This is a genomic window from Citrobacter sp. Cf088, from assembly GCF_030334295.1.
In the GTDB taxonomy this organism is placed as follows: Bacteria; Pseudomonadota; Gammaproteobacteria; order Enterobacterales; family Enterobacteriaceae; genus Citrobacter; species Citrobacter freundii.
Genome location: NZ_JAOWEE010000057.1, coordinates 367,487 through 393,634, shown reverse-complemented (window position 1 = coordinate 393,634; position 26,148 = coordinate 367,487). Strand labels below are relative to the sequence as shown.

General features: G+C 50.6%; 19 protein-coding genes. 5 read left to right on the top strand and 14 right to left on the bottom strand.

What is annotated here, in order from left to right:
- Positions 1 to 20 precede the first annotated feature (20 nt).
- The 9 genes from lpxK to OGV71_RS22850 all read right to left on the bottom strand — a co-directional run bounded on the left by lpxK (position 21) and on the right by OGV71_RS22850 (position 11,682).
- A complete protein-coding gene (gene lpxK, locus OGV71_RS22890; RefSeq protein WP_204583800.1) occupies positions 21 to 998 on the bottom strand; it encodes a tetraacyldisaccharide 4'-kinase in 978 nt (325 codons plus the stop codon).
- The gene (gene msbA / locus OGV71_RS22885) at positions 995 to 2,743 is read right to left on the bottom strand and encodes a lipid A ABC transporter ATP-binding protein/permease MsbA (protein ID WP_003035784.1); all 1,749 of its coding nucleotides are present in this window, start codon (positions 2,741 to 2,743) and stop codon (positions 995 to 997) included. Before msbA ends, lpxK begins: the two co-directional genes overlap by 4 nt.
- A gap of 36 nt (positions 2,744 to 2,779) precedes the next feature.
- A complete protein-coding gene (locus OGV71_RS22880) occupies positions 2,780 to 5,044 on the bottom strand; it encodes a ComEC family protein (protein WP_286534048.1) in 2,265 nt (754 codons plus the stop codon).
- Between the two features lie 205 nt (positions 5,045 to 5,249).
- Positions 5,250 to 5,534: an integration host factor subunit beta gene (gene ihfB, locus OGV71_RS22875; protein ID WP_003035780.1), complete on the bottom strand. Its 285-nt coding sequence runs from the start codon at positions 5,532 to 5,534 to the stop codon at positions 5,250 to 5,252.
- A gap of 159 nt (positions 5,535 to 5,693) precedes the next feature.
- Positions 5,694 to 7,367 carry a 30S ribosomal protein S1 gene (gene rpsA, locus OGV71_RS22870; protein ID WP_003035776.1) on the bottom strand — a complete coding sequence of 558 codons (1,674 nt, stop codon included), beginning with the start codon at positions 7,365 to 7,367 and terminating at the stop codon, positions 5,694 to 5,696.
- Positions 7,368 to 7,480: 113 nt separating this feature from the next.
- Complete coding sequence (gene cmk / locus OGV71_RS22865) at positions 7,481 to 8,164, bottom strand: (d)CMP kinase (protein WP_003035772.1); 684 nt, start codon at positions 8,162 to 8,164, stop codon at positions 7,481 to 7,483.
- Between the two features lie 171 nt (positions 8,165 to 8,335).
- Positions 8,336 to 9,619 (bottom strand): 3-phosphoshikimate 1-carboxyvinyltransferase, encoded by a 1,284-nt coding sequence (gene aroA / locus OGV71_RS22860; protein ID WP_204583804.1) that lies wholly within the window; start codon positions 9,617 to 9,619, stop codon positions 8,336 to 8,338.
- A 69-nt stretch (positions 9,620 to 9,688) separates the two neighbouring features.
- Positions 9,689 to 10,777 carry a 3-phosphoserine/phosphohydroxythreonine transaminase gene (gene serC, locus OGV71_RS22855; RefSeq protein ID WP_003847007.1) on the bottom strand — a complete coding sequence of 363 codons (1,089 nt, stop codon included), beginning with the start codon at positions 10,775 to 10,777 and terminating at the stop codon, positions 9,689 to 9,691.
- Positions 10,778 to 10,989: 212 nt separating this feature from the next.
- Positions 10,990 to 11,682: a DUF421 domain-containing protein gene (locus tag OGV71_RS22850; RefSeq protein WP_003847009.1), complete on the bottom strand. Its 693-nt coding sequence runs from the start codon at positions 11,680 to 11,682 to the stop codon at positions 10,990 to 10,992.
- 136 nt (positions 11,683 to 11,818) lie between these two features.
- On the opposite strand from OGV71_RS22850, the gene ycaO reads away from it, so the two are divergent.
- The 4 genes from ycaO to pflA all read left to right on the top strand — a co-directional run bounded on the left by ycaO (position 11,819) and on the right by pflA (position 18,109).
- Entirely contained in the window at positions 11,819 to 13,579 is a 1,761-nt protein-coding gene (gene ycaO, locus OGV71_RS22845; protein WP_003035758.1) for a 30S ribosomal protein S12 methylthiotransferase accessory factor YcaO, read from the top strand.
- Positions 13,580 to 13,983: 404 nt separating this feature from the next.
- Positions 13,984 to 14,841: a formate transporter FocA gene (focA, locus tag OGV71_RS22840; RefSeq protein WP_003035756.1), complete on the top strand. Its 858-nt coding sequence runs from the start codon at positions 13,984 to 13,986 to the stop codon at positions 14,839 to 14,841.
- 59 nt (positions 14,842 to 14,900) lie between these two features.
- Complete coding sequence (pflB, locus tag OGV71_RS22835) at positions 14,901 to 17,183, top strand: formate C-acetyltransferase (RefSeq protein ID WP_003035753.1); 2,283 nt, start codon at positions 14,901 to 14,903, stop codon at positions 17,181 to 17,183.
- A gap of 185 nt (positions 17,184 to 17,368) precedes the next feature.
- Entirely contained in the window at positions 17,369 to 18,109 is a 741-nt protein-coding gene (gene pflA, locus OGV71_RS22830) for a pyruvate formate lyase 1-activating protein (RefSeq protein WP_003035751.1), read from the top strand.
- A gap of 43 nt (positions 18,110 to 18,152) precedes the next feature.
- Here the strand turns inward: pflA and OGV71_RS22825 are convergent, their stop codons facing one another.
- Positions 18,153 to 19,574: an amino acid permease gene (locus OGV71_RS22825; RefSeq protein ID WP_204583806.1), complete on the bottom strand. Its 1,422-nt coding sequence runs from the start codon at positions 19,572 to 19,574 to the stop codon at positions 18,153 to 18,155.
- Between the two features lie 213 nt (positions 19,575 to 19,787).
- Positions 19,788 to 20,936, bottom strand: coding sequence for an MFS transporter (locus OGV71_RS22820; protein WP_003836902.1), 1,149 nt, complete (start codon positions 20,934 to 20,936; stop codon positions 19,788 to 19,790).
- Between the two features lie 385 nt (positions 20,937 to 21,321).
- On the opposite strand from OGV71_RS22820, the gene ycaC reads away from it, so the two are divergent.
- Positions 21,322 to 21,948, top strand: coding sequence for an isochorismate family cysteine hydrolase YcaC (ycaC, locus tag OGV71_RS22815; RefSeq protein ID WP_003035746.1), 627 nt, complete (start codon positions 21,322 to 21,324; stop codon positions 21,946 to 21,948).
- Positions 21,949 to 22,057: 109 nt separating this feature from the next.
- Here ycaC and OGV71_RS22810 read toward each other — a convergent pair whose 3' ends face one another.
- The 3 genes from OGV71_RS22810 to dmsA are packed head-to-tail and all read right to left on the bottom strand — an operon-like array spanning position 22,058 to position 25,995.
- The gene (locus tag OGV71_RS22810; RefSeq protein ID WP_003035744.1) at positions 22,058 to 22,921 is read right to left on the bottom strand and encodes a dimethyl sulfoxide reductase anchor subunit family protein; all 864 of its coding nucleotides are present in this window, start codon (positions 22,919 to 22,921) and stop codon (positions 22,058 to 22,060) included.
- A gap of 1 nt (position 22,922) precedes the next feature.
- Positions 22,923 to 23,540 carry a DMSO/selenate family reductase complex B subunit gene (locus OGV71_RS22805; RefSeq protein WP_003035741.1) on the bottom strand — a complete coding sequence of 206 codons (618 nt, stop codon included), beginning with the start codon at positions 23,538 to 23,540 and terminating at the stop codon, positions 22,923 to 22,925.
- 10 nt (positions 23,541 to 23,550) lie between these two features.
- Positions 23,551 to 25,995 (bottom strand): dimethylsulfoxide reductase subunit A, encoded by a 2,445-nt coding sequence (gene dmsA, locus OGV71_RS22800; RefSeq protein ID WP_204583808.1) that lies wholly within the window; start codon positions 25,993 to 25,995, stop codon positions 23,551 to 23,553.
- Positions 25,996 to 26,148: the final 153 nt, after the last annotated feature.

The window sequence follows — 26,148 nt, the reverse complement described above, 5'->3', positions numbered from 1 at the left end:
GCTGCCGCAGCGTGAATCAGTTAGCGAGTCAGCGAGATTAAACTATCCAGCAACACGTCAGGCCGATCGCCTGACAAATGAGCGTCAACAGGTAAATACCACCAGTTTTCATCGGCAAATGCCCGGCACTTAACCGCATCTTTTTCCGTCATCACCAGCGTTTGCCCGGCGTTTACAAACGCACTGACGTCACTGTAGGTCAGAGACTGATGGTCTGCCAGCGCAATGCTTTTTTGCACGCTGGCACCGCATGCTTTCAGCGTGGCAAAAAAACGCGGTGGGTGGCCAATGCCCGCCATGGCGACAATATTGGGCAATTGCGATACATCACGGCGTTCACCTGTACGTAAATTAACGGCCAGCCCCGGTTCAAGTCGCATAGGGATTTCCCCTGGTTGCGCAACGCCACCGTTAACAATAGTCGCATCCACCGATTTTAGACGACCTGCGCGTTCCCGCATTGGACCAGCGGGAAGCCACCAGCCGTTGCCAAACCGACGTTCGCCGTCAATAACCACGATTTCAACATTTCGCGCCAGACGATAGTGCTGTAGCCCATCGTCGGTCACAATAATCTGCACGTCATGTTGGGCCAAAATGGCTTTTACCGCATCCGATCTTACCGGGGATACCGCTACCGGCACGCCGGTACGTTGGGCGATCAGCACAGGTTCATCACCCGCTTCTGCGGTAGTGGTCTCTGCGGTCAATAACAACGGGTAAGCAGCCGCTTTCCCGCCGTAACCACGCGACACCACGCCCACGCGAATCCCGCGTTGCTGCAGTTGTTCAACCAGCCAAATCACCACCGGTGTTTTGCCATTGCCGCCGGCTGTAAGGTTTCCGACCACCACAACCGGTACTGGCGCGCGCCAAGCGCGTTTCAGCCCAAGCTTGTAGCATAGACGGATCCCGCCACTCACCAGGCCATAAAGCCAGGAGAGTGGAAGTAACAATCGCCACAGCGGCGATTCACCAGACCAGATACGTGCGATCATTGACCGAATTGCATTTTGTGTAATTGCGCATAGACCCCGCGCTGCTCAATCAGGTCGCTATGGGTTCCGCGTTCGACAATCAGACCATCCTCCACCACGATGATTTCGTCGGCTTGTTCAATGGTTGAAAGACGGTGAGCGATGACCAGAGATGTACGGTTTTTCTGTAGCTCATCCAGCGCAGACTGAATCGCACGTTCAGATTCGGTATCAAGAGCTGATGTTGCTTCATCAAGGATCAGAATTGGACTGTCACGCAACAAGGCACGGGCGATAGCGATACGCTGACGTTGTCCGCCGGAAAGCAGGACGCCGTTTTCACCAATCACCGTATCCAGACCATTATCCATCTTGTTGATGAAATCCATGGCGTAGGCCATCTGTGCCGCTTTTTCGATCTGCTCACGACTGTACATATCGGTACGCGCGTAGGCGATGTTGTTGGCAACCGTATCGTTAAACAGGTGCACATTCTGCGAAACCAACGCAACCTGATCGCGCAGGGATGCCAGGGTATATTCGCGCAGATCGTGTCCGTCCATCAGAATCTGCCCTTCATCAATATCGTAGAAGCGCGTAATCAGGCTGGCGATGGTGGATTTTCCTGAGCCCGAACGGCCAACCAGAGCAACGGTTTTACCCGCGGGAATATTCAGGTTGATGTTACGCAGAGCCGGTACTTCACGTCCCGGATAGGTGAAAGTCACGTTGCGGAATTCGAGATCGCCGGTAGCACGCTCGATAACACGTTTACCTTCATCTTTCTCCTGTTCGCTATCCAGAATCGTAAATAAGGTCTGGCATGCCGCCATACCGCGCTGGAACTGCGCGTTGACGTTGGTCAGCGATTTCAACGGACGCATCAGCGCGATCATTGAGGAGAAGACAACCGTAATTGTCCCTGCCGTCAGGTTTTCCATTACGCTTGGGAAGCTGGCCGCATATAACACGAAGGCCAGAGCCAGAGACGCAATCAACTGGATGATAGGGTCGGAGATAGAAGAAGCGGAAACCATCTTCATACCCTGCAAACGCATCTTGTTGCTGACCTTATCAAAGCGCTTGGTTTCGACTTCCTGACCACCAAAAATCAGAACTTCTTTGTGGCCTTTCAGCATCTGCTCCGCACTGGTCGTAACCTGCCCCATAGTGTTTTGCATGTTTTTACTGATGCTACGAAAGCGCTTGGAAACCACACGGATCGCCACTGACACAATTGGCGCCAGTACAATCAGGATCAGTGACAGCTGCCAGCTGTAATAGAACATCATGATAAACAGGCCAATGATTGATGCCCCTTCACGTACCACGGTGATCAGCGCGCCGGAAGACGATGACGCGACCTGCTCTGAATCATAGGTAATACGTGACAACAGCGTACCTGTAGACTGTTTATCAAAAAAGGAGACTGGCATGCCCATCATATGACCAAACAGGCGGCGACGCATGGTCATGACCACTTTGCCTGACACCCATGAGATACAGTAGCTGGAGACATAACTGGTTAAGCCACGAACTATCATCAGCCCAATGACCACCAGCGGCATCCACAGCAGCACCGAACGATCCGTTTTACCAAAACCATCATCCAGTAATGGTTTAAGGAGCGATAACATGAAGGTATCGCTGGCCGCGTTAAGGACTAACGCTATACCCGCCACGATCAGACCCGATTTAAAAGGCGCTATGGTTGGCCATAGTCGGCGAAACGTCTGCCACGTAGAGAGATCTTTATCGTTATGCATTCAAAAAACCAGCATTTGTTAGAATAGCCGCATATTCTACCCGTTATCCTCCGACACGCCAAACCACTGATGATACCAACGAGGTAAAATCTGATCCCGCAAGCTGTGTATTCGCCAGTTTTTTTGGTAAAAATCCAGCGTAATCTGCCCCTGATGTGGTGTATCCAGCCATTGATAATTTTGTTTCCGATAACGTTGCTTCACTTTCCAGGATGGCAGACGCCAGGCGTTGTAACGAGATGCAGAGGCTAGTGCGGCCTGCCCGTCAACTCGCTGAATGAGTGCCAGTGATGATGAAGTATTGCTGCCATGATGCGGAACCTGCATCACCGTAGACTGCAGATGCTGCCAGTAGTGACTTAGCATTTTTTGTTCAGCGGGAGACTCAATATCGCCGGTCAGCAGAACACTCTGATACCCATCATCAACTTTAACCACGCAGGAGTGGTTATTCCCCTGCCCTGTATTTCCACGCACAGGCCAGTGCGCACTGAAGGTTAACCCTTGCCATTGCCAACGTTCTCCGCGAAAACACGGGAGGTGTCCTTTCCAGCCTAGCGGACTTCTTATCCATAGTGATGGCCAGACTTGTTGTAAGGAGTGCAACCCTCCCCGGTGATCCATATGTTCATGGCTTAAAATGACCCCTTCCGGCTCCAGATTATGCCAACGCAACCAGGGAATAATCAGCTGTTGCGCGCTATCACCTTCAGGCCATGCCAGACCGGTATCGTAAAGCAGCGCTTTTCCATTACGCACAATCACCATCGCCAGCCCCTGCCCGACATCCAGCATATGCACTTGCCACGCATCTGTACGCGGTGCACGCCAAAGCGGCCCACTCAGCAAAAGTAGCGCAGAGAAACAGACCACCGGTAGCGTACGCAAGATATTTAGTCGCCATGCGATAATCATCATTCCGGGTAAAAATGCGAGCCATTGCCAGCGTGCATCAATATTGATCCACCCTTCAGGCAGGCTCCTGAGCCCCCAAAATAGTAGCGCCAGAGAGCGATCCGCTAAATACCACAGATTCGATTCAATCATCACCAGTCCGGCTAAATGCACGATCATGCCTGCTAATATCAAGGGTACGGAAACAAACGTGACCAAAGGGACGGCAAACAAATTAGCCGGAAACGAGGTCAGACTAAAACCGTGAAACATTGCGATTTGTACGGGAAGAAGCAGAAGCGTAATACCCAATTGCAGATGAGCCAGCGCCAGAAATTGACGACCAGCACGCGACAGCGGCCAGTCCGGGAGCGGTACCCATTGGTACCAGAACAGCAGTGCCGCAACGGCGGATGCAGACAACCATAGGCTTTGCGAAAGAACGGCAACAGGATCCACCACCAGAATGGCTGCCAGACAGCAGATCCATACCGACCATCCGCTCCACTGCCTGCTGCTAAGTCTTAGCGCCCCCCAGACTAGCAGCGCAACAACCGTTCGTAATGCCGGGGGTTGCAGCCCCGTCAGCCAGGCATATAATGTTGCGCAGACAATCCCACCCACTAATGGAACCTGCCAGCAAATCCATCTGGCGGGCATAAAAAATTGTCCCGCGCGAATTATTCCGGCAGCCAGAAGTGCAGCAAACGCAATATGCAGCCCGGAGATAGCCATCAAATGAGCCGTGCCGGTATCACGCATAATCGTTTTCACCTCTTGTGACACGGACAAGCGCTCACCCATTCCCAGACCCAGTATAACCTGCTGCCAGGGATAGTCGGCGAGTACCGTTTTCAACGAGTCGAGAAATCGCGAACGCAAACTGCATTGTGGTGTGATAACCGAAGCCTGTAAGAATCGCCCCGTCAGCGGTTGATGCTGCGCCAATGCGTAACGCTGGCTATCAAATCCGCCTTCGTTTAACTGACCGTGTACGGCGCGGACTTTCAACGTCATCGCCCATGTCTGACCCGCACAAACATCACCGGGTAAATACTGTCCGTATAAGACGATTCCTTGTGCAGGAAAGATTCGTTTCCCCTGAAGGTGAGTAATTTGGCCGTAGTGCGTTGTCATATTGTCAGTTCCGGTTATCTGCACAATGGCTTGCTGGGTTTTCGCAGGCAGCGCATTACCGGCCCACAGAGCCTCTTTCGCAGCCAGGATTCCCCAAAGAAAAAACAGCAGGGTTAGTCCGGCGGAACGTATGTATTTGTGGGGGAGAAAACAGAGCAGACATGCCAGACAAAATACAATGCCGATACACAACATGCCTGGCAGCGTAGGTAATAGCATGAGTGGGAGAATGCCGAATAATGCACACGTACTCACCGTTGTTATTTTCATCAATAACCTCCCTGTTACAGGGAGTGTGCAGTACTCTTCGACGGTTGTCTGGCATCAATTTATCGTTATACGACCTGAGTTCCACAGACATTTAGTGGGGGTTGTAACGTACAAATTAACTGGGATGAGGATTCCAGGATAGGCGCACAGAAATGAAAAAAGCACCCATGTGGGTGCTTTCTCGGCGTTAAGTCTCGCTAAAAACTTAACCGTAAATATTGGCGCGATCGCGCAGTTCTTTACCCGGTTTAAAGTGCGGAACGTATTTCCCTTCCAGATCCACTTTATCGCCGGTCTTCGGATTACGTCCGGTGCGTGGTGCGCGGTAATGCAAAGAGAAGCTGCCGAAACCGCGGATTTCAATACGCTCGCCCTGCGCAAGAGTCGAGGCCATATGTTCCAGCATCTCTTTAACTGCATCTTCAACCGCTTTCGCGGGAATATGAGGTTGCTGGGTTGCAAGTCTTTCAATCAATTCTGACTTGGTCATGATTCCTCCGGTTCCTTAAAGGCATAATTAGCTGCTGCATTGATTAAGGGCGGCCGTAGCCGCCCTTTGTCATTGATTACAGGACGAATCCTGTAATCTGTCAAGCTACTCGTCATCCTTTGCGCCGTTAACAGCACAAAGGATTTAGAGCACTCGATATTACTCGCCTTTAGCTGCTTTGAAAGCTTCAGCCATTGCGTTGTTAGAGAAGTTAGCATCTTCCTGTTTGTTAACAGTTGCGATTGCATCTTTCTCATCAGCTTCGTCTTTAGCACGAACAGACAGGCTGATTGCACGGTTCTTACGATCAACGCCGGTGAATTTAGCTTCAACGTCGTCGCCTACGCTCAGAACCAGAGTTGCATCTTCAACGCGGTCACGTGAAGCTTCAGAAGCGCGCAGGTAACCTTCAACGCCGTCAGCCAGTTCTACGGTTGCGCCTTTAGCGTCAACTGCAGTGACTTTACCGTTTACGATTGCGCCTTTCTTGTTCAGTGCAACCCAGTTGTTGAACGGATCTTCTGCGAGCTGTTTAACGCCCAGAGAGATACGCTCACGCTCTGCGTCAACCTGCAGAACAACTGCTGCGATTTCGTCGCCTTTTTTGTATTCACGAACTGCTTCTTCGCCTGCAACGTTCCAGGAGATGTCAGACAGGTGAACCAGGCCGTCGATGCCGCCGTCCAGGCCGATGAAGATACCGAAGTCAGTGATAGACTTGATTTTACCTTCAACACGGTCGCCCTTGTTGTGGGTTTCCGCGAACTGCTGCCATGGGTTGTTTTTGCACTGCTTCAGACCCAGGGAGATACGACGACGTTCTTCGTCGATATCCAGAACCATAACTTCCACTACGTCGCCAACGTTAACAACTTTGGACGGGTGGATGTTTTTGTTGGTCCAATCCATTTCGGAAACGTGAACCAGGCCTTCAACGCCTTCTTCGATTTCAACGAAGCAGCCGTAGTCGGTCAGGTTGGTCACGCGACCAGTCAGTTTGGTACCTTCTGGATAACGCTTAGCGATAGCTACCCATGGATCTTCGCCCAGCTGTTTCAGGCCCAGAGATACACGAGTACGCTCGCGGTCGAACTTCAGCACTTTAACAGTGATTTCGTCGCCAACGTTTACGATTTCGCTCGGATGCTTAACGCGTTTCCATGCCATGTCGGTGATGTGCAGCAGGCCGTCAACGCCACCCAGATCAACGAATGCACCGTAGTCAGTGAGGTTCTTAACGATACCTTTAACTTCCATGCCTTCCTGCAGGTTTTCCAGCAGCTGATCGCGTTCTGCGCTGTTTTCGGATTCGATAACGGCACGACGGGAAACAACAACGTTGTTACGCTTCTGATCCAGCTTGATTACTTTGAATTCAAGCTCTTTGCCTTCCAGGTGCAGCGTGTCGCGGACCGGACGAACGTCTACCAGGGAACCCGGCAGGAACGCGCGAATACCATTCAGCTCAACAGTGAAGCCACCCTTGACTTTGCCATTGATAACACCAGTAACGGTTGCAGCTTCTTCGTAAGCTTTTTCCAGCGTGATCCAAGCTTCGTGACGTTTAGCTTTTTCACGGGACAGCAGGGTTTCACCGAAGCCGTCTTCTACTGCATCCAGAGCAACGTCAACTTCGTCACCAACCTGGATTTCCAGCTCGCCCTGGGCGTTTTTGAACTGCTCTGCCGGAATGGCGGACTCAGATTTCAGACCAGCGTCAACCAGTACTACGTCTTTGTCGATAGCAACAACAACACCACGAACGATGGAACCCGGACGGGTTTCGATTTCTTTTAAGGATTCTTCAAACAGTTGAGCAAAAGATTCAGTCATGTTTAATCTTCAGGTTTCATATTTAACGTCCACCTGGCTCCATGCCGGATGGGGTTGTTTAACATACCCGCTGTCAATCCATTGCAACGGGGGTACTGCAAATTCGGTCGCACTTAAGCGAGAGCCAGTTTTTGGCGCGCGTATTGTAACGCTTTTTCAATCACTTGCTCAATGCTTAATCGGGTTGAATCCAAAACTAAAGCATCAGCAGCAGGAACCAGCGGCGCTACAGCACGGTTACGATCGCGATAATCGCGTTCTTCGATCTCGGCCAAAAGGCGTTCAAAGTTAACACTAAAGCCCTTCTCCTGCAACTGTAGCATACGTCTATGCGCACGTTCTTGCGAGGAGGCGTCCAGAAAAATTTTCACCGGCGCATCCGGGAACACCACGGTCCCCATATCACGTCCATCAGCAATCAGACCTGGGGTTTCGCGAAATGCGCGTTGACGACGTAAAAGCGCTTCACGCACGCGAGGAAACGCCGCGACCTGAGAGGCGGCATTCGCCACTTCCTGAGTGCGTATTTCACCGCTGACATCCTCACCTTCAAGAATGACTTCAAGGTTGCCGTCTGTTGAGATAAAACGCACATCAAGGTGTGAGGCAAGCGGTACCAGAGCATCTTCAGATGTTACATCAACATGGTGATGTAACGCTGCGAGCGCCAGTACGCGGTAGATCGCGCCTGAATCTAACAGATGCCACTGCAATGCTTCCGCCATTGCCTTGCACAAGGTGCCTTTTCCTGCACCGCTTGGGCCATCAATGGTAATAACCGGGGCAATTGCCGTCATCTTTTTCTCCTTAAACGGGCGTACATTAACGTGAACGCCGCGCATTATACGCGCCAACGCCAACGATCGTTATCTTTGTGTGAAAAATGCAGAATCATTGAAGCTGAGTGTAGAATAAATAGGCAATCGGAGATGTCAGAATGTGCCGCACCCGAAAGTGCGGCAATGAAATCAGGCAGATGTACTAATACGCGCCAGCTGTTCGAAATAATCCGGGAAAGTTTTGGCGGTACATTTTGGATCAAGAATGGTCACAGGCGTGTCAGATAGCGCCACCAGCGAGAAACACATCGCCATGCGGTGATCGTTGTAGGTCGCGATGTCCGCAAATTGCAATGTTGCAGGCGGGGTGATGCGGATAAAGTCATGCCCCTCTTCCACTTCCGCGCCCACTTTGCGTAACTCCGTCGCCATCGCGAACAGACGATCGGTCTCTTTGACGCGCCAGTTGTAGATATTACGTAATGTCGTGGTGCCTTTCGCAAACAGCGCCGCCGTTGCAATGGTCATCGCCGCATCAGGAATATGGTTCATATCCATATCCACTGCGTTCAACTCGCCGCGAGTACAGGCAATAAAATCGTTGCCCCATGTAATGGTAGCACCCATTTTTTCCAGTACATCGGCAAAACGAATATCACCCTGCATGCTGTTACGGCCAATCCCGGTAACTTTTACCGTACCGCCTTTAATGGCACCCGCCGCGAGGAAATAGGAGGCGGAAGAAGCATCGCCTTCAACCAGGTATGCACCCGGTGACTGATACTGCTGCTGCCCCTTCACGACAAAGCGCTGGTAGTTTTGATTTTCAATTTCAACACCAAACGTTTTCATCAGGTTCAGTGTGATATCAATGTAAGGTTTGGATACCAGGTCACCTTTAATTGCAATCGTCGTATCCTGCGGCGCAAGCGGCGCAGTCATCAGCAGCGCAGTGAGGAACTGGCTGGAAACGCTACCGTCTACCTCAACCTGGCCTCCGGTAAAGCCACCGCGCAGACGTAAAGGTGGATAGTTTTCCTGCTCCAGATAGTCAATTTTGGCTCCGCCCTGGCGCAGCGCATCAACCAGATGGCCTATCGGGCGCTCTTTCATGCGCGGTTCGCCCGTCAGCACGATGTCATTGCTGCCCAGACATAGCGCTGCGGCCAGCGGGCGCATTGCAGTTCCGGCATTACCAAGGAACAGTTCCACTGAGCCTTGCGCATGTAATGCACCACCATTGCCAATAATCTCGCAGCGGGTACGATCAGCAGAAAGGGTATAGCTAATCCCTAACACATTCAGAGCATTGAGCATATGGCGAACATCATCGCTGTCCAGCAGGTTGGTCAGGACAGTGGTGCCATTGGCTAATGCGGCCAGCAGCAAAGCGCGGTTAGAAACACTTTTGGATCCAGGCAGATTGATTGCGCCATCCACCCGCGCAATGGGTTGTAACGTCAGGGATTCCATGAAACTCGACTCTCAAAAACAGACATAAAAACCCCACAGACAGGCTGTGGGGATGAAAAGTACAGCAGATTAGCCGCGACGGCGTTCAAAATCGACCATGAAATCGGTCAGTGCTTTTACACCTTCAAGCGGCATTGCATTGTAGATGGACGCACGCATACCGCCGACCACACGATGCCCTTTCAGCGCGTGCAGGCCCGCAGCAAAAGACTCTTCCAGGAACAGTTTATCCAGTGCGCTGTCAGCCAGCTGGAACGGTACGTTCATGCGTGAACGGTTGGATTTCGCCACATCGTTACGGTAGAAATCGCTGTTATCAATTACGCCGTAGAGCAGTTCCGCTTTTTGCTGGTTAATTTTATCCATTGCATTAACACCGCCCTGCTTTTTCAGCCATTTAAAGACCAGGCCAGACAGATACCAGGCAAAGGTTGGCGGCGTATTGAACATGGAGTCGTTGTCATTCAGCACGGTATAGTCGAGGATTGACGGGCATGATACATGAGCTTTACCCAGCAAATCTTCACGGACGATGACAATCGTCAGGCCGGCCGGGCCGATGTTTTTCTGTGCTCCGGCATAAATTACGCCATAACGGCTAACGTCAAGCGGTGCGGAAAGAATGGTAGAGGACAGATCAGCCGTGACCACAACGTTGCTGGCAAAATTCGGTGTTTCATCGATCGCAATGCCATCGATAGTTTCGTTCGGACAATAGTGCAGGTACGCCGCGTTATCAGAAAGCTGCCATTCACTCATCGGCTTAACAGCACGCAGGCCGTCCACGGTGACTTTGGCATCAATAACGTTTGGCGTGCAGTATTTTTTCGCTTCTTTAATTGCACTGGCGGCCCAATAACCGGCATCGACGTAATCCGCGGTGGTTTTATCACCCAGAATATTTAACGGGATACCCGCGAACTGCCCACGACCACCGCCATGGCAGAACAACACTTTATAATTGGAGGGGATGCTAAGAAGATCACGAAAATCTTGCTCCGCTTCCTCGGCGACCTGGATGAATTCTTTGCCACGGTGGCTAATTTCCATCACCGACGTGCCAAGACCGTTCCAGTCGCGAAGATCCTGTTGAGCCAGTTTAAGTACTTCTGCCGGTAGCATTGCCGGACCTGAACTAAAATTAAAGACCTGAGCCATTTCCCCTCACCACGTTGTGTTGTTGTCCAATCAACATCCTGTCATTGACGATAATCCGGTGACAGACATTGGTATAAGTTATTCCTGTGGATATCGGTTTTATCATTCAGTGACACGCGCCGCAATGGGTAAAACTGACCAGGGTAAAAATGTGTCATTGGTCACACAACAGAATCTATCGGATTGACGGGTAAAAACCGAGATTTTTGCTGTCAGGTAACCCGTTTTGCCCGACTGGCCTTCGACCATTCTGGATTTGCACAGCGTGGACATAATTGATGATCTCCTGCGTTCATTTGCACCACTTCGCTACAACGTATACAGGCATAGTCCCCTGCTTCAGGCATTACTTTAAATCGTTGCGTACAGTGCTTAGGTAAAATACTGAGCCCCGGCTTTACGTCTTCATCGGCAAAGAAGTAGACACTGATTTGTCCATTCGTCTCCAGAATAGCCAGTTTCACCTGTCCCAATTGCTCCACGCCGTTCAAACGCAGTTCCATAAAGAATTCAAATTCCGTCATATTGGCACTATTGAGCTTTGACCATGCCAGCTCGCCATCTTCAATGATCACGACGGGTTTGCCCTCCAGCAGGTCCTCCATTTTTTCACTATGCGCCATCAGCCACATTACCAACCGATACAGCACAGCAAGAGTAATAAAAACCACCAGCACCGGCAGCATCGGGACATCGTCATAGAATGCCACGTCTCCCGCTGCAGAACCCAGCGTAAGGATGATCAGCACTTCAAAAAGCGACATCTGGCGTACGCCGCGACGTCCGGTGATTTTTAAAAACAGAAAAACCAATATGAAGGTGTAGAGACTGCGTAACGCAACTTCCCCCAGAAAATCCATGGGCACCTTATCAAGCGCCATACGGTGCAAATCGAAAGCTTTCATTAATATGCTCTAAACGTGGTTGGTTGTAAGAAAGCATAGCCAATGCTTTTATTTACGCCTGAGCTCCGGCGGCGATAGCGCCGTTCATTGAAAACCCGTATCATTGCGCGCTTTCCGTACGACAAAAGTGATTTTCATGACGCAAACATTTATCCCCGGCAAAGATGCCGCTCTGGAAGACTCCATCGCTCGCTTCCAGCAAAAATTGCTCGACCTCGGTTTTCAAATTGAAGAAGCCTCGTGGTTGAATCCCGTCCCTAACGTCTGGTCTGTACATATTCGCGACAAAGAATGCGCGCTGTGCTTCACCAACGGTAAAGGCGCGACGAAAAAAGCGGCGTTGGCTTCCGCGCTGGGCGAATACTTTGAGCGTCTGTCGACTAACTATTTCTTTGCGGATTTCTGGTTGGGCGAAACTATCGCCAATGGCCCGTTCGTGCATTATCCGAACGAAAAATGGTTCCCGCTGACAGAAGAAGACGATGTACCAGAAGGTTTACTGGATGCACGTCTGCGAGCATTTTACGATCCAGATAACGAACTGACTGGCAGCATGCTTATCGATCTGCAGTCTGGTAATGAAGAACGTGGCGTCTGCGGCCTGCCGTTTACCCGTCAGTCGGATAACCAGATTGTCTATATTCCGATGAATATTATCGGCAACCTGTATGTTTCTAACGGCATGTCCGCGGGTAACACGCCTAACGAAGCGCGCGTTCAGGGCCTGTCTGAAGTCTTTGAACGCCATGTGAAGAACCGTATTATCGCCGAAAGCATCAGCCTGCCGGAAATCCCGGCCGAGGTGATGGCGCGCTATCCGGCAGTGGTGGAGTCCATCGCCACACTGGAAGCTGAAGGTTTCCCAATTTTTGCCTATGATGGCTCGCTGGGCGGTAAGTATCCGGTGATTTGTGTTGTCCTGTTCAACCCGACCAACGGTACCTGCTTCGCTTCCTTCGGCGCACACCCGGATTTCGGCGTGGCGCTGGAGCGTACCGTCACTGAACTGCTGCAGGGTCGTGGTCTGAAGGATCTTGATGTCTTCACCCCACCGACCTTCGACGATGAAGAAGTGGCAGAACATACCAACCTTGAAACTCACTTCATCGATTCCAGCGGTTTGATCTCATGGGATCTGTTCAAGCAGGATGCCGACTATCCGTTCGTTGACTGGAATTTCTCTGGCACCACGGAAGAAGAGTTCGCCACTCTGATGGCCATCTTCAATGCTGAAGATAAAGAAGTGTATATCGCTGACTATGAGCACCTGAGCGTTTACGCGTGCCGCATTATTGTGCCGGGAATGTCTGACATCTACCCGGCAGAAGATCTGTGGTTAGCCAACAACGCTATGGGCGCCCATCTGCGTGACACCATTCTCTCTCTGCCGGGCAGCGAATGGGATAAAGAAGACTACCTCAATCTGATCGAACAACTGGATGAAGAAGGTTTTGACGACTTCACCCGCGTGCGCGAGCTACTCGGTCTGGCGACCGGTGCGGATAACGGTTGGTACACCCTGCGTATTGGCGAGCTTAAAGTGATGCTGGCGCTGGCCGGTGGCGATCTGGAGCAGGCGCTGGTGTGGACTGAATGGACGATGGAATTTAACGCCTCCGTCTTTAGCGCGGAACGTGCAAACTACTATCGCTGCCTGCAAACATTGTTGCTGCTGTCCCAGGAAGAGGACCGTCAGCCGCTGCAATATCTGAACGCATTTGTCCGCATGTACGGCGCTGAGGCGGTTGAAGCGGCAAGTGCGGCACTGAGTGGTGAAGCTCCGTTTTATGGACTTCAGCCAGTAGACAGCGATCTGCAGGCATTCCCGGCACATCAGTCTCTGCTGAAAGCCTATGAGAAATTGCAACGCGCGAAAGCGGCACACTGGTCAAAATAGTGACAAACAACTTGCCTCGAGTAGGCTAAATGTATTGTCTGAGCTATATTACGGGGCGCTTAAAGCGCCCCGTTTTTTATTTTGGTCAAACCAAAAAATAAATGTAAAAACAAGGTTAAATATTAGTAGTTGATATTAAAAAAATTAGCTTATTAATGTGGTTTTTTATCTCAATTACTCCATTTTAATTAACCGTCCCATAGGAGGCTGAAAGAAAAAATTCAACTCACTTTATAATTTTTAAAATTTATTTTTATATGGATAATCAACATGTTACACCGTAATCGCATAAAAACCATGCGTCTTACGGGCCTATAAGCCAGGCGAGATATGATCTATATCAAATTCTCATCTATAATGCTTTGTTAGTATCTCGTCGCCGACTTAATAAAGAGAGAGTTAGTGTGAAAGCTGACAACCCTTTTGATCTTATTCTACCTGCTGCAATGGCCAAAGTTGCCGAAGAAGCAGGCGTCTATAAAGCAACGAAACATCCGCTTAAGACGTTCTATCTGGCAATTACTGCCGGTGTATTCATTTCAATTGCCTTTGTTTTCTATATTACCGCCACAACCGGCACTGGTACTATGCCTTTCGGCATGGCGAAATTAGTAGGTGGTATCTGCTTTTCCCTGGGGCTGATTCTTTGTGTTGTCTGCGGTGCAGACCTCTTCACTTCAACCGTACTGATCGTCGTTGCTAAAGCCAGTGGTCGTATTACCTGGGGTCAGTTAGCGAAAAACTGGCTTAACGTTTATGTCGGTAACTTGGTGGGTTGCTTGCTCTTCGTGCTATTGATGTGGCTTTCCGGCGAATACATGACCGCCAACGGCGCGTGGGGGCTCAACGTCCTACAAACAGCCGACCACAAAGTGCACCATACTTTTGTTGAGGCAGTAAGCCTTGGCATCCTGGCTAACCTGATGGTGTGCCTGGCGGTATGGATGAGCTACTCGGGCCGCAGCCTGATGGACAAAGCGTTTATCATGGTATTACCGGTCGCAATGTTTGTTGCCAGCGGTTTTGAGCACAGTATCGCAAACATGTTTATGATCCCTATGGGTATTGTAATACGCGATTTCGCCACCCCGGAATTCTGGACCGCTGTTGGGTCTTCTCCGGAGAATTTTTCTCACCTGACCGTGATGAATTTCATCACCGATAACCTGATTCCGGTTACGATCGGTAACATTATCGGCGGCGGTTTGTTGGTCGGGTTGACATACTGGGTCATTTATCTGCGTGGTAACGATCATCATTAATCTGATGATGCCCATTACACGCAGTAAATAAAAAATCCACTTAAGAAGGTAGGTGTTACATGTCCGAGCTTAATGAAAAGTTAGCCACAGCCTGGGAAGGTTTTACCAAAGGTGACTGGCAGAATGAAGTAAACGTACGTGACTTCATTCAGAAAAACTACACTCCATATGAGGGTGACGAGTCCTTCCTGGCTGGCGCAACTGATGCGACCACTGCACTGTGGGACAGCGTGATGGAAGGCGTTAAACAGGAAAACCGCACTCACGCGCCTGTTGACTTTGACACCTCCGTTGCTTCTACCATCACTTCTCACGACGCTGGCTACATCAACAAAGCGCTCGAGAAGATTGTTGGTCTGCAGACTGAAGCTCCGCTGAAACGTGCGATCATTCCGTTTGGCGGCATCAAAATGGTTGAAGGTTCCTGCAAAGCGTACAATCGCGAACTGGACCCGATGCTGAAAAAAATCTTCACCGAATACCGCAAAACCCACAACCAGGGCGTATTCGATGTTTACACCAAAGACATTCTGAACTGCCGTAAATCCGGTGTTCTGACTGGTCTGCCAGATGCTTATGGCCGTGGCCGTATCATCGGTGACTACCGTCGCGTTGCGCTGTACGGTATCGACTACCTGATGAAAGACAAATACGCTCAGTTCGTCTCTCTGCAGTCCGATCTGGAAAACGGCGTAAACCTGGAAGCAACTATCCGTCTGCGTGAAGAAATCGCTGAACAGCACCGCGCTCTGGGTCAGATCAAAGAAATGGCTGCTAAATATGGCTGCGATATCTCTGGTCCGGCTACCAACGCTCAGGAAGCTATCCAGTGGACTTACTTCGGCTACCTGGCCGCAGTTAAATCTCAGAACGGTGCAGCAATGTCCTTCGGTCGCGTATCCACCTTCCTGGATGCTTACATCGAACGTGACCTGAAAGCAGGCAAAATCACCGAGCAAGACGCACAGGAAATGATCGACCACCTGGTCATGAAACTGCGTATGGTTCGCTTCCTGCGTACTCCTGAATATGATGAACTGTTCTCCGGTGACCCGATTTGGGCAACTGAATCAATCGGTGGTATGGGCGTTGATGGCCGTACTCTGGTTACCAAAAACAGCTTCCGCTTCCTGAACACCCTGTACACTATGGGTCCTTCTCCGGAGCCGAACATCACTGTTCTGTGGTCTGAAAAACTGCCTCTGAACTTCAAGAAATTCGCCGCTAAAGTGTCCATCGACACCTCTTCTCTGCAGTACGAGAACGATGACCTGATGCGTCCGGACTTCAACAACGACGACTACGCTATCGCTTGCTGCGTAAGCCCGATGGTTGTTGGTAAACAAATGCAGTTCTTCGGTGCGCGTGCAAACCTGGCGAAAACCATGCTGTACGCAATCAACGGTGGCGTTGATGAAAAACTGAAAATGCAGGTTGGTCCTAAATCTGAACCGATCAAAGGCGACGTTCTGAACTTCGACGAAGTTATGGACCGCATGGATCACTTCATGGATTGGCTGGCTAAACAGTACGTCACTGCACTGAACGTTATTCACTACATGCACGACAAGTACAGCTACGAAGCCTCTCTGATGGCGCTGCACGACCGTGACGTTATCCGCACCATGGCGTGTGGTATCGCTGGTCTGTCCGTTGCTGCTGACTCCCTGTCTGCAATCAAATATGCGAAAGTTAAACCGATTCGTGACGAAGACGGTCTGGCTATCGACTTCGAAATCGAAGGCGAATACCCGCAGTTTGGTAACAACGACTCTCGCGTTGATGACATGGCGGTTGACCTGGTAGAACGTTTCATGAAGAAAATTCAGAAACTGACTACTTATCGTAACGCTATCCCGACTCAGTCTGTTCTGACCATCACCTCTAACGTGGTTTATGGTAAAAAAACTGGTAACACCCCAGATGGTCGTCGTGCTGGCGCGCCGTTCGGACCGGGTGCTAACCCAATGCACGGCCGTGACCAGAAAGGTGCTGTTGCCTCTCTGACCTCCGTTGCTAAACTGCCGTTTGCTTACGCTAAAGATGGTATCTCTTACACCTTCTCTATCGTTCCGAACGCTCTGGGTAAAGACGACGAAGTTCGTAAGACCAACCTGGCAGGTCTGATGGATGGTTACTTCCACCACGAAGCGTCCATCGAAGGTGGTCAGCACCTGAACGTGAACGTCATGAACCGTGAAATGCTGTTGGATGCGATGGAACATCCGGAAAAATATCCGCAGTTGACCATCCGCGTTTCTGGCTACGCAGTACGTTTTAACTCCCTGACTAAAGAACAGCAGCAGGACGTTATTACTCGTACCTTCACTCAGACTATGTAATTGGTTTTGACTGAAATCGTACTTTAAAAAGCGTACAATAAAGGCTCCACGTAAGTGGGGCCTTTTTAATAGCCTGCTTTGTCAGCCATCTATACTTATGGATAGCAGCCAAAACAGACTCGACACAGTTAATAACTGTGCACTAACACTGGCCCCGGATGGGCCACACCTGGAGAAACACCGCAATGTCAGTTATTGGTCGCATTCACTCCTTTGAATCCTGTGGCACTGTTGATGGCCCGGGCATCCGTTTTATTACCTTCTTTCAGGGCTGCCTGATGCGCTGCCTGTATTGCCATAACCGCGACACGTGGGATACGCACGGCGGTAAAGAAGTTACCGTTGACGAATTAATGAAAGAGGTGGTGACCTACCGCCACTTTATGAACGCCTCCGGCGGCGGCGTGACAGCGTCTGGCGGCGAAGCTATCTTGCAAGCTGAATTCGTACGTGACTGGTTCCGGGCCTGTAAAAAAGAAGGTATTCATACTTGTCTGGATACTAATGGTTTTGTTCGCCGCTACGATCCGGTGATCGATGAGCTGCTGGAAGTCACCGACCTGGTCATGCTCGATCTCAAACAGATGAACGATGAAATCCATCAGAATCTGGTGGGTGTATCTAACCATCGTACACTCGAGTTCGCGCGTTACCTGTCCAACAAAGACATCAAAGTGTGGATCCGCTATGTTGTCGTACCTGGCTGGTCTGACGATGACGACTCCGCACACCGCCTTGGCGAATTTACCCGCGATATGGGCAACGTTGAAAAAATCGAGCTGCTGCCTTACCACGAGCTGGGCAAACACAAATGGGTGGCAATGGGCGAAGAGTACAAACTGGATGGCGTCAAACCGCCGAAGAAAGAGACCATGGAGCGCGTGAAGGGTATTCTCGAGCAATATGGACATAAAGTGATGTATTGATTTTTATGGTGGGTAACAGATACGTTACCCACCTGACTCTGCCTTAACGCCCTCTTCTCGCCAGTAACGGGAAAATCAATCCCAGTCCAACCAGCACAAATGGCGTCACAATATTCAGCGTGAGCTGGAATGTCCACTCTGGGGTGAAGGCTTCCATTTTCGGGAAAATCCCGGTCAGACAGGCAAATGCGGTAAAGGCAAAGCACCAGATCCCCACGGTCATCGCAAGCGATCGGTTGCGAATAAAGACATATTCCGATTTATATTTTTGCGCCAGACGAATAACGGCAATGAACGCCACAAACACCCATAAATAACGCAATGGCATCACGACAGAGTTAAGATTCAATAGCCATTTATACAGATTATTCATGTCGCCAATTCCCAGTGTTGGCAACATAATCAGAATCGCCACCAGCACCAGCGTCAGAATATAACCATTTACCGGCGTACCGGAAGCGTTGGTTTTACACAGGCTCTCGGGAATATATTTACGATCAGCATCACCCAGCAGAACTTTAAGCGGTGCATCAATAGAAAATACCAATGCCGCAATCTGTCCCAGCGTATTGGCAATCGCGTAAATAACCATCAGCGAATTACCCATACCATAATACTCGCCCAGTTTCTGGAAGGCGTAATATTGACCATTCGTCATCAGGTCATCTGGAATATGCCGGGAGTCAAACATCATTCCCATAGCCAGCGACCCGAGAATCGCACATACCGCCACCATAACAGCCAGAACGAGCATCCCTTTCGGAAATTCTTTGCCCGGATTACGTGTCTGATTAACGTATGGCGAAATTTTCTCCGCGCCGCCCACGGCAAAGACCAGCATGGAGATCGTGGTAATGTAGGTAAAATCAATGTGCGGGATAAACGATTCCCAGGTGATATTAGTTGTCGCTATCTGCACATCCGTAATTGCAGGCGCAGTTACCGCCATCACGACATACAAAATGGACATCACAAACATCGCGATGCCTGCAACTGACCCAACAATTTTCAGCGACTTCATGCCACGGGACGCAACCCACATGAAAAAGACAAACAGCGCCAGCGTCAGCCCCTGCAACGCCACGACGGTGTACTCTTTAATCAACGAACCATCGCCCTTCAGCGCCCATCCCAGCGCAATCAGAATAGCCTGCGGTTTTTGCGCCAGATAAGGAATATGCACAACCCAATAGGTCCATGCAGCAAGATAGGCCAGCCCTGGCCCCATGGTATGTTTAATCCAGGTACTGACGCCGCCTTTGCCCTCTTTAAAAATCGAGCCAAGCTGACCGACGATCAACGCATAAGGAATAAAATAGAGCGCGAAAATAAATATCCAAGAGGAGACAACAACTAATCCCTGATTGGCATAGTTGTTAACGACGTTGCCAAAACCCCAAACGGTAATAAAAGACATCAATGCAATGTTGTACCATCGCAATTGTTTTTCCTGCACACCAGCCATACGCAATCCTTCGTGGAAGCTTTATGATTATCAATAAATGAGGCGTGGGATTATGCGCGGTAAAATGAGCGAGCGGAAACGGCAGGATGTAAAACTATAACCTTCTGCACACTTTATTTTTAGGAAAGAAGTGTGTGATTAAATAATGCAGGTTCCCATAAAGCATACATAAACAGTATGTATGGGAACCTGTTCATATTCTGTTAAATCAGGTCAAATGTGCGCAATAGAATTGGGTGTATGGCCCGTTTTACGCAACAGCATCAGTAAATAAATAAACGATACGCTGGCGATCATGATAAACAGCAAGCTATCTGAATAATTCTGCATCAGCATCGCAGTAAATGAAGGACCCAGCAGACTGCCCACGGTATAGCTCAATAACAATGCCTGATTCATGGCGACCAACTGATGATGTTCCACCTTTTCACAGGCCCAGGCCATCGCGACCGGGTAGAGGGTAAAGCCTGCCGCACCCAACATAAACAACGCGGGCGCCATCGCCGCCTGATTCAGCATGGCGATACTCCCGACGATCACCACGAAGACCTGGACGCGTAAAACCAACAGACGTCCCAGCTTGTCCGCCAGACGGCCAATCGGCCATTGCCCCAGAATACCTGCACTTACCAGGACTGCCATCCAGAAACCAATGCTGGCGTTACTCACCCCCTGATGATTGAGATACAGCGGCATCAGGCCATACAAAGACCCCAGCACAATCCCGGAAATAATACAGCCATTCACACCCAGACGCGCCTGGCGGAGTTTCAGCATGGAGACAATAGGCGTAGACTGCTGCTCATCACCCTGCTGATTGGCAATGCGCGTAAACAGCAGCGGCAAAACACCCGCCAGGATAGTACCCGTCACCCACGGCAGGACGTTCATCAATTCCGTGGATACTTTACTCACCAGCAGTTGGCCTAAAAACGTCCCCACGTAATAGATCATCATATAGGCGGCAAGCAAACGTCCGCGATTACGCGAAGTCCCGCTGCACATCAGCGCGCTTTCCACCACCACCCAAATCATGGCGCAGCCAACACCGGCGATAAAACGCCAGGTCATCCAGCTCCAGAATCCCACCATAATCCCCAGCCCGACACAGCCCGCAGCAAAAATAAGCGAGGCGATGTAATAGCTGCGGTTAAAACCCAGATGTTTTATTAAATACCCTGTCAACAACGTCCCTACCAGATTACCGGTAAAGTAAGACGAGCTCACCACGCCTACCTGCCAGGTGGGCAGATTTTCATGGGCGAGCCAAAGCGGGACGAGCGTGTTTAACACGGCGATCGCCAGGGTCAACAGAAGTAGCCCGCACAGCAATAGCATGACGGGACGGGTATAGGTGGACATGAATAAAAACCGTGAGGAAGTTCAAATTTCATGCGCATCATGCCACTGCTAAAAACATTGTCAATCGGCGTAATCAAAGGGCTGAGGCGCTTTCTGGTCGATCGATTTGCGTTACTGATTCTTAATGTGAATAGATAAAAAATACAAAATCACATCTGCTTGTTTTTATTGATCTAAAACAAAAATCTCGCGTTACGTTCAGTCGAAAAATTTCATGGATTACCCTTACTTTTATTTCTTACTAAACTCAATGCGGGATGCTGAGCTGCATTGTCTTCAAAATAGAACCGTGAGTTCTTATTTAGGCATCTACTCCAGATATCGTTCTTTTCGTAGACTTAAATTCATCAAATTTCCCCCACTGATGCTGAACAGGAGAAATATCATGACTAAACCTTACGTAAGACTTGATAAAGATAATGCGGCAGTACTGCTGGTCGACCATCAGGCTGGCCTGCTCTCTCTGGTTCGGGATATCGATCCCGATAAATTTAAAAACAACGTGCTAGCCCTGGGTGACTTAGCAAAATACTTCAACCTCCCAACCATTCTGACAACCAGTTTTGAGACAGGACCAAACGGGCCGCTGGTACCGGAACTGAAAGCGCAATTTCCCGATGCGCCCTATATTGCTCGCCCAGGAAACATTAACGCATGGGATAACGAAGATTTCGTGAAGGCAGTGAAAGCGACCGGCAAAAAGCAGCTGATTATCGCCGGTGTCGTGACGGAAGTTTGCGTCGCCTTCCCTGCGCTCTCAGCTATTGAAGAAGGCTTTGACGTCTTTGTGGTAACCGATGCTTCAGGCACATTTAATGAAATTACCCGTCATTCAGCTTGGGATCGGATGTCTCAAGCAGGCGCTCAGTTGATGACATGGTTCGGAGTAGCGTGCGAGCTGCACCGCGACTGGCGCAACGATATCGAAGGTCTGGCAACGCTGTTCTCGAATCACATTCCGGACTACCGCAATCTGATGACCAGCTACGACACGTTAACTAAGCAGAAGTAAAACCAGGGCGAAAACCCTGGCCTGACATATTGCCTGATGACGCGCAGCTTTAAGGCCTACGGATCTGTAGGCCTGATAAGACGCAAGCCGCCATCCGGCATATTATGGATTAACTCGCCACCGCCATACCGACTGTCATATGCAGCCCGTAGAACACGCCACGACCAATCAGCTCGCCGACTAACAGCAAAATAAACGCCACGGAAAGCAGCGGAACGGCAGGCTGGTAACCCTTCACTTGCGGTACAATCCAGCAGCACAACGCTAATGCCAGCGCCACAATCCGCCACGCCATCAGCGAGCCGTAATCCGGAACCAGCGCAGAAGCCTGTTGAATCGAACTGTGGATCGTCGCCAGTTCAGCCCCTTGCATGACAGACATGATGGCGCTTACGACCAGAGCAAGCACTGAAATTGCCGGCAGCAGGCGCATAGCCCAACCATCCACGCCAGCAATTCTCAGTAACAGATACCCCAGCAGCGGACCGCCCATAAACATCGTCAGGAAGAAGCCCAGCGGAGTCCAGACGCTGTACCAGGTCGGCACAGTATCAATGGTGTTATAAACGCGTACCATCATCCAGACAAAAACCACACCCAGCACCATGGTGACAACTAACCACAGATTGCGTAATGCGGGCGACATTTTTTTCAACGTGGCCAGCAGCCAGCCGATACCACCAACGGCAAAGAAGATTGAACCGCTGGCAATTTCGTTACTCAACGCCGAAGACCCAACGCGATTGAGCGAGTTAAAGGCGCGCATCGGCGAGCCCAGGTGGAGCATAGAAGCAATGAAGCCAATGCCCATTAATACCCACAGTCCAAACATGCAGGCAATCACGCGCTGCTGCGATTCTGGACGCAAGTCACCTTTCATCAACGCCAGCGCAAGAACGATAAAGCCACCAACCACACACTGTCCGAAGACCGTGAAGATCATCAGCGGCCATTCATGCCATCCACTTCCCATCTTACACCTCCTTCGGATTGGCCAGATAACCTGTGGTATCCCCGGTCGGGCGGCTATTGGCGTTAGGTTTGATGACAATACTCGGTTTGGTAAAGTGCGCACCCGGCAGTGGCGCAACCGCAGCCAGGGTGCCATGCTTTTTGCGCAGCTCTTCAATCGGACCAAAATCCAGCGCACGCAGTGGGCAGGATTCGACGCAGATAGGTTTTTTACCTTCAGCGACGCGCTCATGGCAGCCATCGCATTTAGTCATATGCCCTTTTTCAGCATTGTACTGCGGCGCGCCGTAAGGACAGGCCATGTGGCAATACCGACAGCCAATGCACACATCCTCATCGACAACGACAAAGCCATCTTCACGTTTGTGCATCGCGCCGCTCGGACAAACCTTGGTACAGGCCGGATCTTCACAGTGGTTACAGGCAATGGAGAGGTAATAGGCAAAGACATTCTGATGCCAGACGCCGTTGTCCTCCTGCCAGTCACCGCCTGCATACTCATAAATGCGGCGGAAGCTGACCTCCGGGGTTAAATTTTTAAAATCTTTGCAGGCCAGTTCGCAGGTTTTGCAACCGGTGCAACGGCTGGAATCAATAAAAAATCCATACTGGGTTGTCATCGGTTACTCCTTACACCTTTTCAACCTGAACAAGGTTCGTGTGTGATGGGTTCCCCTTCGCGAGAGGAGACGGACGCTGGGTCGTCAGGACGTTAATACAACCGCCCTGGTCCACGCGTTTTGCGTCCGGGTCATACCACGCCCCTTCGCCTAGTGCCACCACGCCAGGCATCATACGCGGCGTTACTTTCGCCTCGATGTGCACTTCACCACGATCGTTAAAGATGCGCACCTTGTCGCCGTTGTTAATGCCGCGTCTCTGCGCATCCATCGGGTTGATCCACATTTCCTGACGGCAGGATGCTTTCAGAACATCCACGTTGCCATAGGTCGAGTGCACACGAGACTTGTAATGGAAACCGGTCAGTTGCAGAGGGAATTTCTCCACCAGCGGATCGTTTATGCTTTCAAATCCTGGGGTATAAATCGGCAGTGGATCAATCACATCACCTTCCGGCAGTTCCCAGGTCGCCGCGATCTCGGCAAGTTGCTGCGAATAAATTTCGATCTTACCTGACGGAGTAGTCAGCGGATTGGCGTCAGGATCCTCACGGAACGCCTTGTACGCCACGTGATGCCCTTGTGGGTCGCGCTGTTTAAAGATCCCCTGCTTGCGGAATTCTTCAAACGTTGGCAGTTCAGGAATTGCTTTGCGCGACTGCTCGTACAGATGACGCATCCACTCTTCCTGAGTGCGACCTTCTGTAAACTGCTGCTCAACGCCTAGGCGTTGAGCAAGCTCGCTGGTCATCTGATAGATAGTCTTGCATTCGAAGCGTGGTTTGATCGCCTGATCGGTGAAAATCACATACGACATATTCCCGCAGGAGGCATCCAGTGCGAAGTCCATCTGCTCCGAAGCGGTACAGTCCGGCAGCAAAATATCCGCGTATTTCGCCGAGGAGGTCATATGGCAGTCGATGACAACGATCATCTCGCACTTCTTATCATCCTGTAGGATTTCGTGTGTGCGGTTGATGTCGGAGTGCTGGTTAATCAGGCAGTTACCCGCATAGTTCCAGATCATCTTAATCGGAACATCGAGCTTATCTTTACCACGAACACCGTCACGCAGCGCCGTCATCTCCGGACCTCGCTCAATGGCGTCCGTCCACATAAACATCGAGATACTGGTTTCTACAGGGTTTTCCAGCGTAGGCATACGTTCAAACGGCAAACTGTATGAGCCCTCACGCGCCCCGCTGTTGCCGCCGTTAATCCCAACGTTACCGGTCAGAATAGCCAGCATAGAAATGGCGCGGGTCGCTATTTCACCATTAGCATGACGCTGCGGTCCCCACCCCTGGCTGATGTATGCCGGTTTAGCGCTACCGATTTCACGTGCCAGTTTGACGATTCGTTCAGCAGGAATCCCGGTAATTTGCGCAGCCCATTCCGGGGTCTTGGCAATACCGTCTTTGCCCTGCCCAAGAATATACGCCTTATAGTGACCGTTTTTCGGTGCATCGGCCGGTAAGGTTTTCTCGTCGTAACCTACGCAATATTTGTCAAGGAACGGTTGATCAACCATGTTTTCGGTGATCAGAACATACGCCAGCCCATTTACCAGCGCGGCATCCGTACCCGGACGGATGGGGATCCACTCATCTTCACGACCCGCGCCAGTATCCGTGTAGCGAGGATCGATAATGATCATGCGGGCATTGGATTTCTGTCGCGCCTGTTCAAGGTAATAGGTTACCCCACCCCCGCTCATACGGGTTTCACCTGGGTTATTCCCGAACAGAACCACCAGCTTGCTGTTTTCAATGTCTGACGGGCTGTTACCGTCTGCCCAGCCGCCGTAGGTGTAGTTCAACCCGGCAGCGATTTGCGCTGAAGAGTAGTCACCGTAGTGATTCAGGTAGCCACCACAGCAGTTCATCAATCGTGCTACCAGCGTTTTGCCCGGTGGCCAGGAGCGTGTCAGGGTGCCGCCCAGCGTACCTGTGCCGTAGTTCAGGTAGATAGACTCGTTGCCGTAGTCTTTGATAAGACGCTGCATATTGCTGACAATGATGTCGTAGGCTTCATCCCAGCTGATACGCTCAAATTTACCTTCGCCACGCTTGCCGACGCGTTTCATCGGGTATTTCAGACGATCGGGATTATAGACGCGACGACGCATGGAGCGACCTCGCAGACAGGCGCGTACCTGATGCAAACCGTCGTAGTTGTCATCACCGGTGTTGTCGGTTTCAACATACTTTATTTCACCATCTACCACGTGCATACGCAGAGGACAGCGGCTACCACAGTTCACCGTACACGCGCTCCAGATGACTTTCTCACTGGCCTGTGTTGGATTAAGGGCTTCTGCAGCATTTGCAATACGGGTAAATGGCAGGGTAAACGCGCTACTGGCCACCGCCAGTCCGCCTATCGCCGTCGTTTTCACCAAACCTCGGCGACTAACCTCAGCTGCCAGCATGGCATCGGGGATCTTAGTTTTCATAGTGGCTCACTCTGCTGCTCACAATAAACAAAAGGCAAATATTCGTTGTATAGATTTTTATATAGCGTTACTATCGATATACAGACTGGTAGATACTGAATTTGCGAAAAGACAGAGATAAATACTGACTTTCATTTGAAGGCAGTATTACTC

What these genes read in the sequence shown, in the direction of transcription:
- OGV71_RS22820 (WP_003836902.1), bottom strand. Translation starts at nt 20,936, where the DNA reads ATGTCCACCTATACCCGTCCCGTCATGCTATTGCTGTGCGGGCTACTT.
- cmk (WP_003035772.1), bottom strand. Translation starts at nt 8,164, where the DNA reads ATGACGGCAATTGCCCCGGTTATTACCATTGATGGCCCAAGCGGTGCA.
- ycaO (WP_003035758.1), top strand. Translation starts at nt 11,819, where the DNA reads ATGACGCAAACATTTATCCCCGGCAAAGATGCCGCTCTGGAAGACTCC.
- OGV71_RS22825 (WP_204583806.1), bottom strand. Translation starts at nt 19,574, where the DNA reads ATGGCTGGTGTGCAGGAAAAACAATTGCGATGGTACAACATTGCATTG.
- aroA (WP_204583804.1), bottom strand. Translation starts at nt 9,619, where the DNA reads ATGGAATCCCTGACGTTACAACCCATTGCGCGGGTGGATGGCGCAATC.
- ihfB (WP_003035780.1), bottom strand. Translation starts at nt 5,534, where the DNA reads ATGACCAAGTCAGAATTGATTGAAAGACTTGCAACCCAGCAACCTCAT.
- rpsA (WP_003035776.1), bottom strand. Translation starts at nt 7,367, where the DNA reads ATGACTGAATCTTTTGCTCAACTGTTTGAAGAATCCTTAAAAGAAATC.
- pflA (WP_003035751.1), top strand. Translation starts at nt 17,369, where the DNA reads ATGTCAGTTATTGGTCGCATTCACTCCTTTGAATCCTGTGGCACTGTT.
- OGV71_RS22805 (WP_003035741.1), bottom strand. Translation starts at nt 23,540, where the DNA reads ATGACAACCCAGTATGGATTTTTTATTGATTCCAGCCGTTGCACCGGT.
- OGV71_RS22810 (WP_003035744.1), bottom strand. Translation starts at nt 22,921, where the DNA reads ATGGGAAGTGGATGGCATGAATGGCCGCTGATGATCTTCACGGTCTTC.
- OGV71_RS22850 (WP_003847009.1), bottom strand. Translation starts at nt 11,682, where the DNA reads ATGAAAGCTTTCGATTTGCACCGTATGGCGCTTGATAAGGTGCCCATG.
- pflB (WP_003035753.1), top strand. Translation starts at nt 14,901, where the DNA reads ATGTCCGAGCTTAATGAAAAGTTAGCCACAGCCTGGGAAGGTTTTACC.
- serC (WP_003847007.1), bottom strand. Translation starts at nt 10,777, where the DNA reads ATGGCTCAGGTCTTTAATTTTAGTTCAGGTCCGGCAATGCTACCGGCA.
- msbA (WP_003035784.1), bottom strand. Translation starts at nt 2,743, where the DNA reads ATGCATAACGATAAAGATCTCTCTACGTGGCAGACGTTTCGCCGACTA.
- lpxK (WP_204583800.1), bottom strand. Translation starts at nt 998, where the DNA reads ATGATCGCACGTATCTGGTCTGGTGAATCGCCGCTGTGGCGATTGTTA.
- dmsA (WP_204583808.1), bottom strand. Translation starts at nt 25,995, where the DNA reads ATGAAAACTAAGATCCCCGATGCCATGCTGGCAGCTGAGGTTAGTCGC.
- OGV71_RS22880 (WP_286534048.1), bottom strand. Translation starts at nt 5,044, where the DNA reads ATGAAAATAACAACGGTGAGTACGTGTGCATTATTCGGCATTCTCCCA.
- ycaC (WP_003035746.1), top strand. Translation starts at nt 21,322, where the DNA reads ATGACTAAACCTTACGTAAGACTTGATAAAGATAATGCGGCAGTACTG.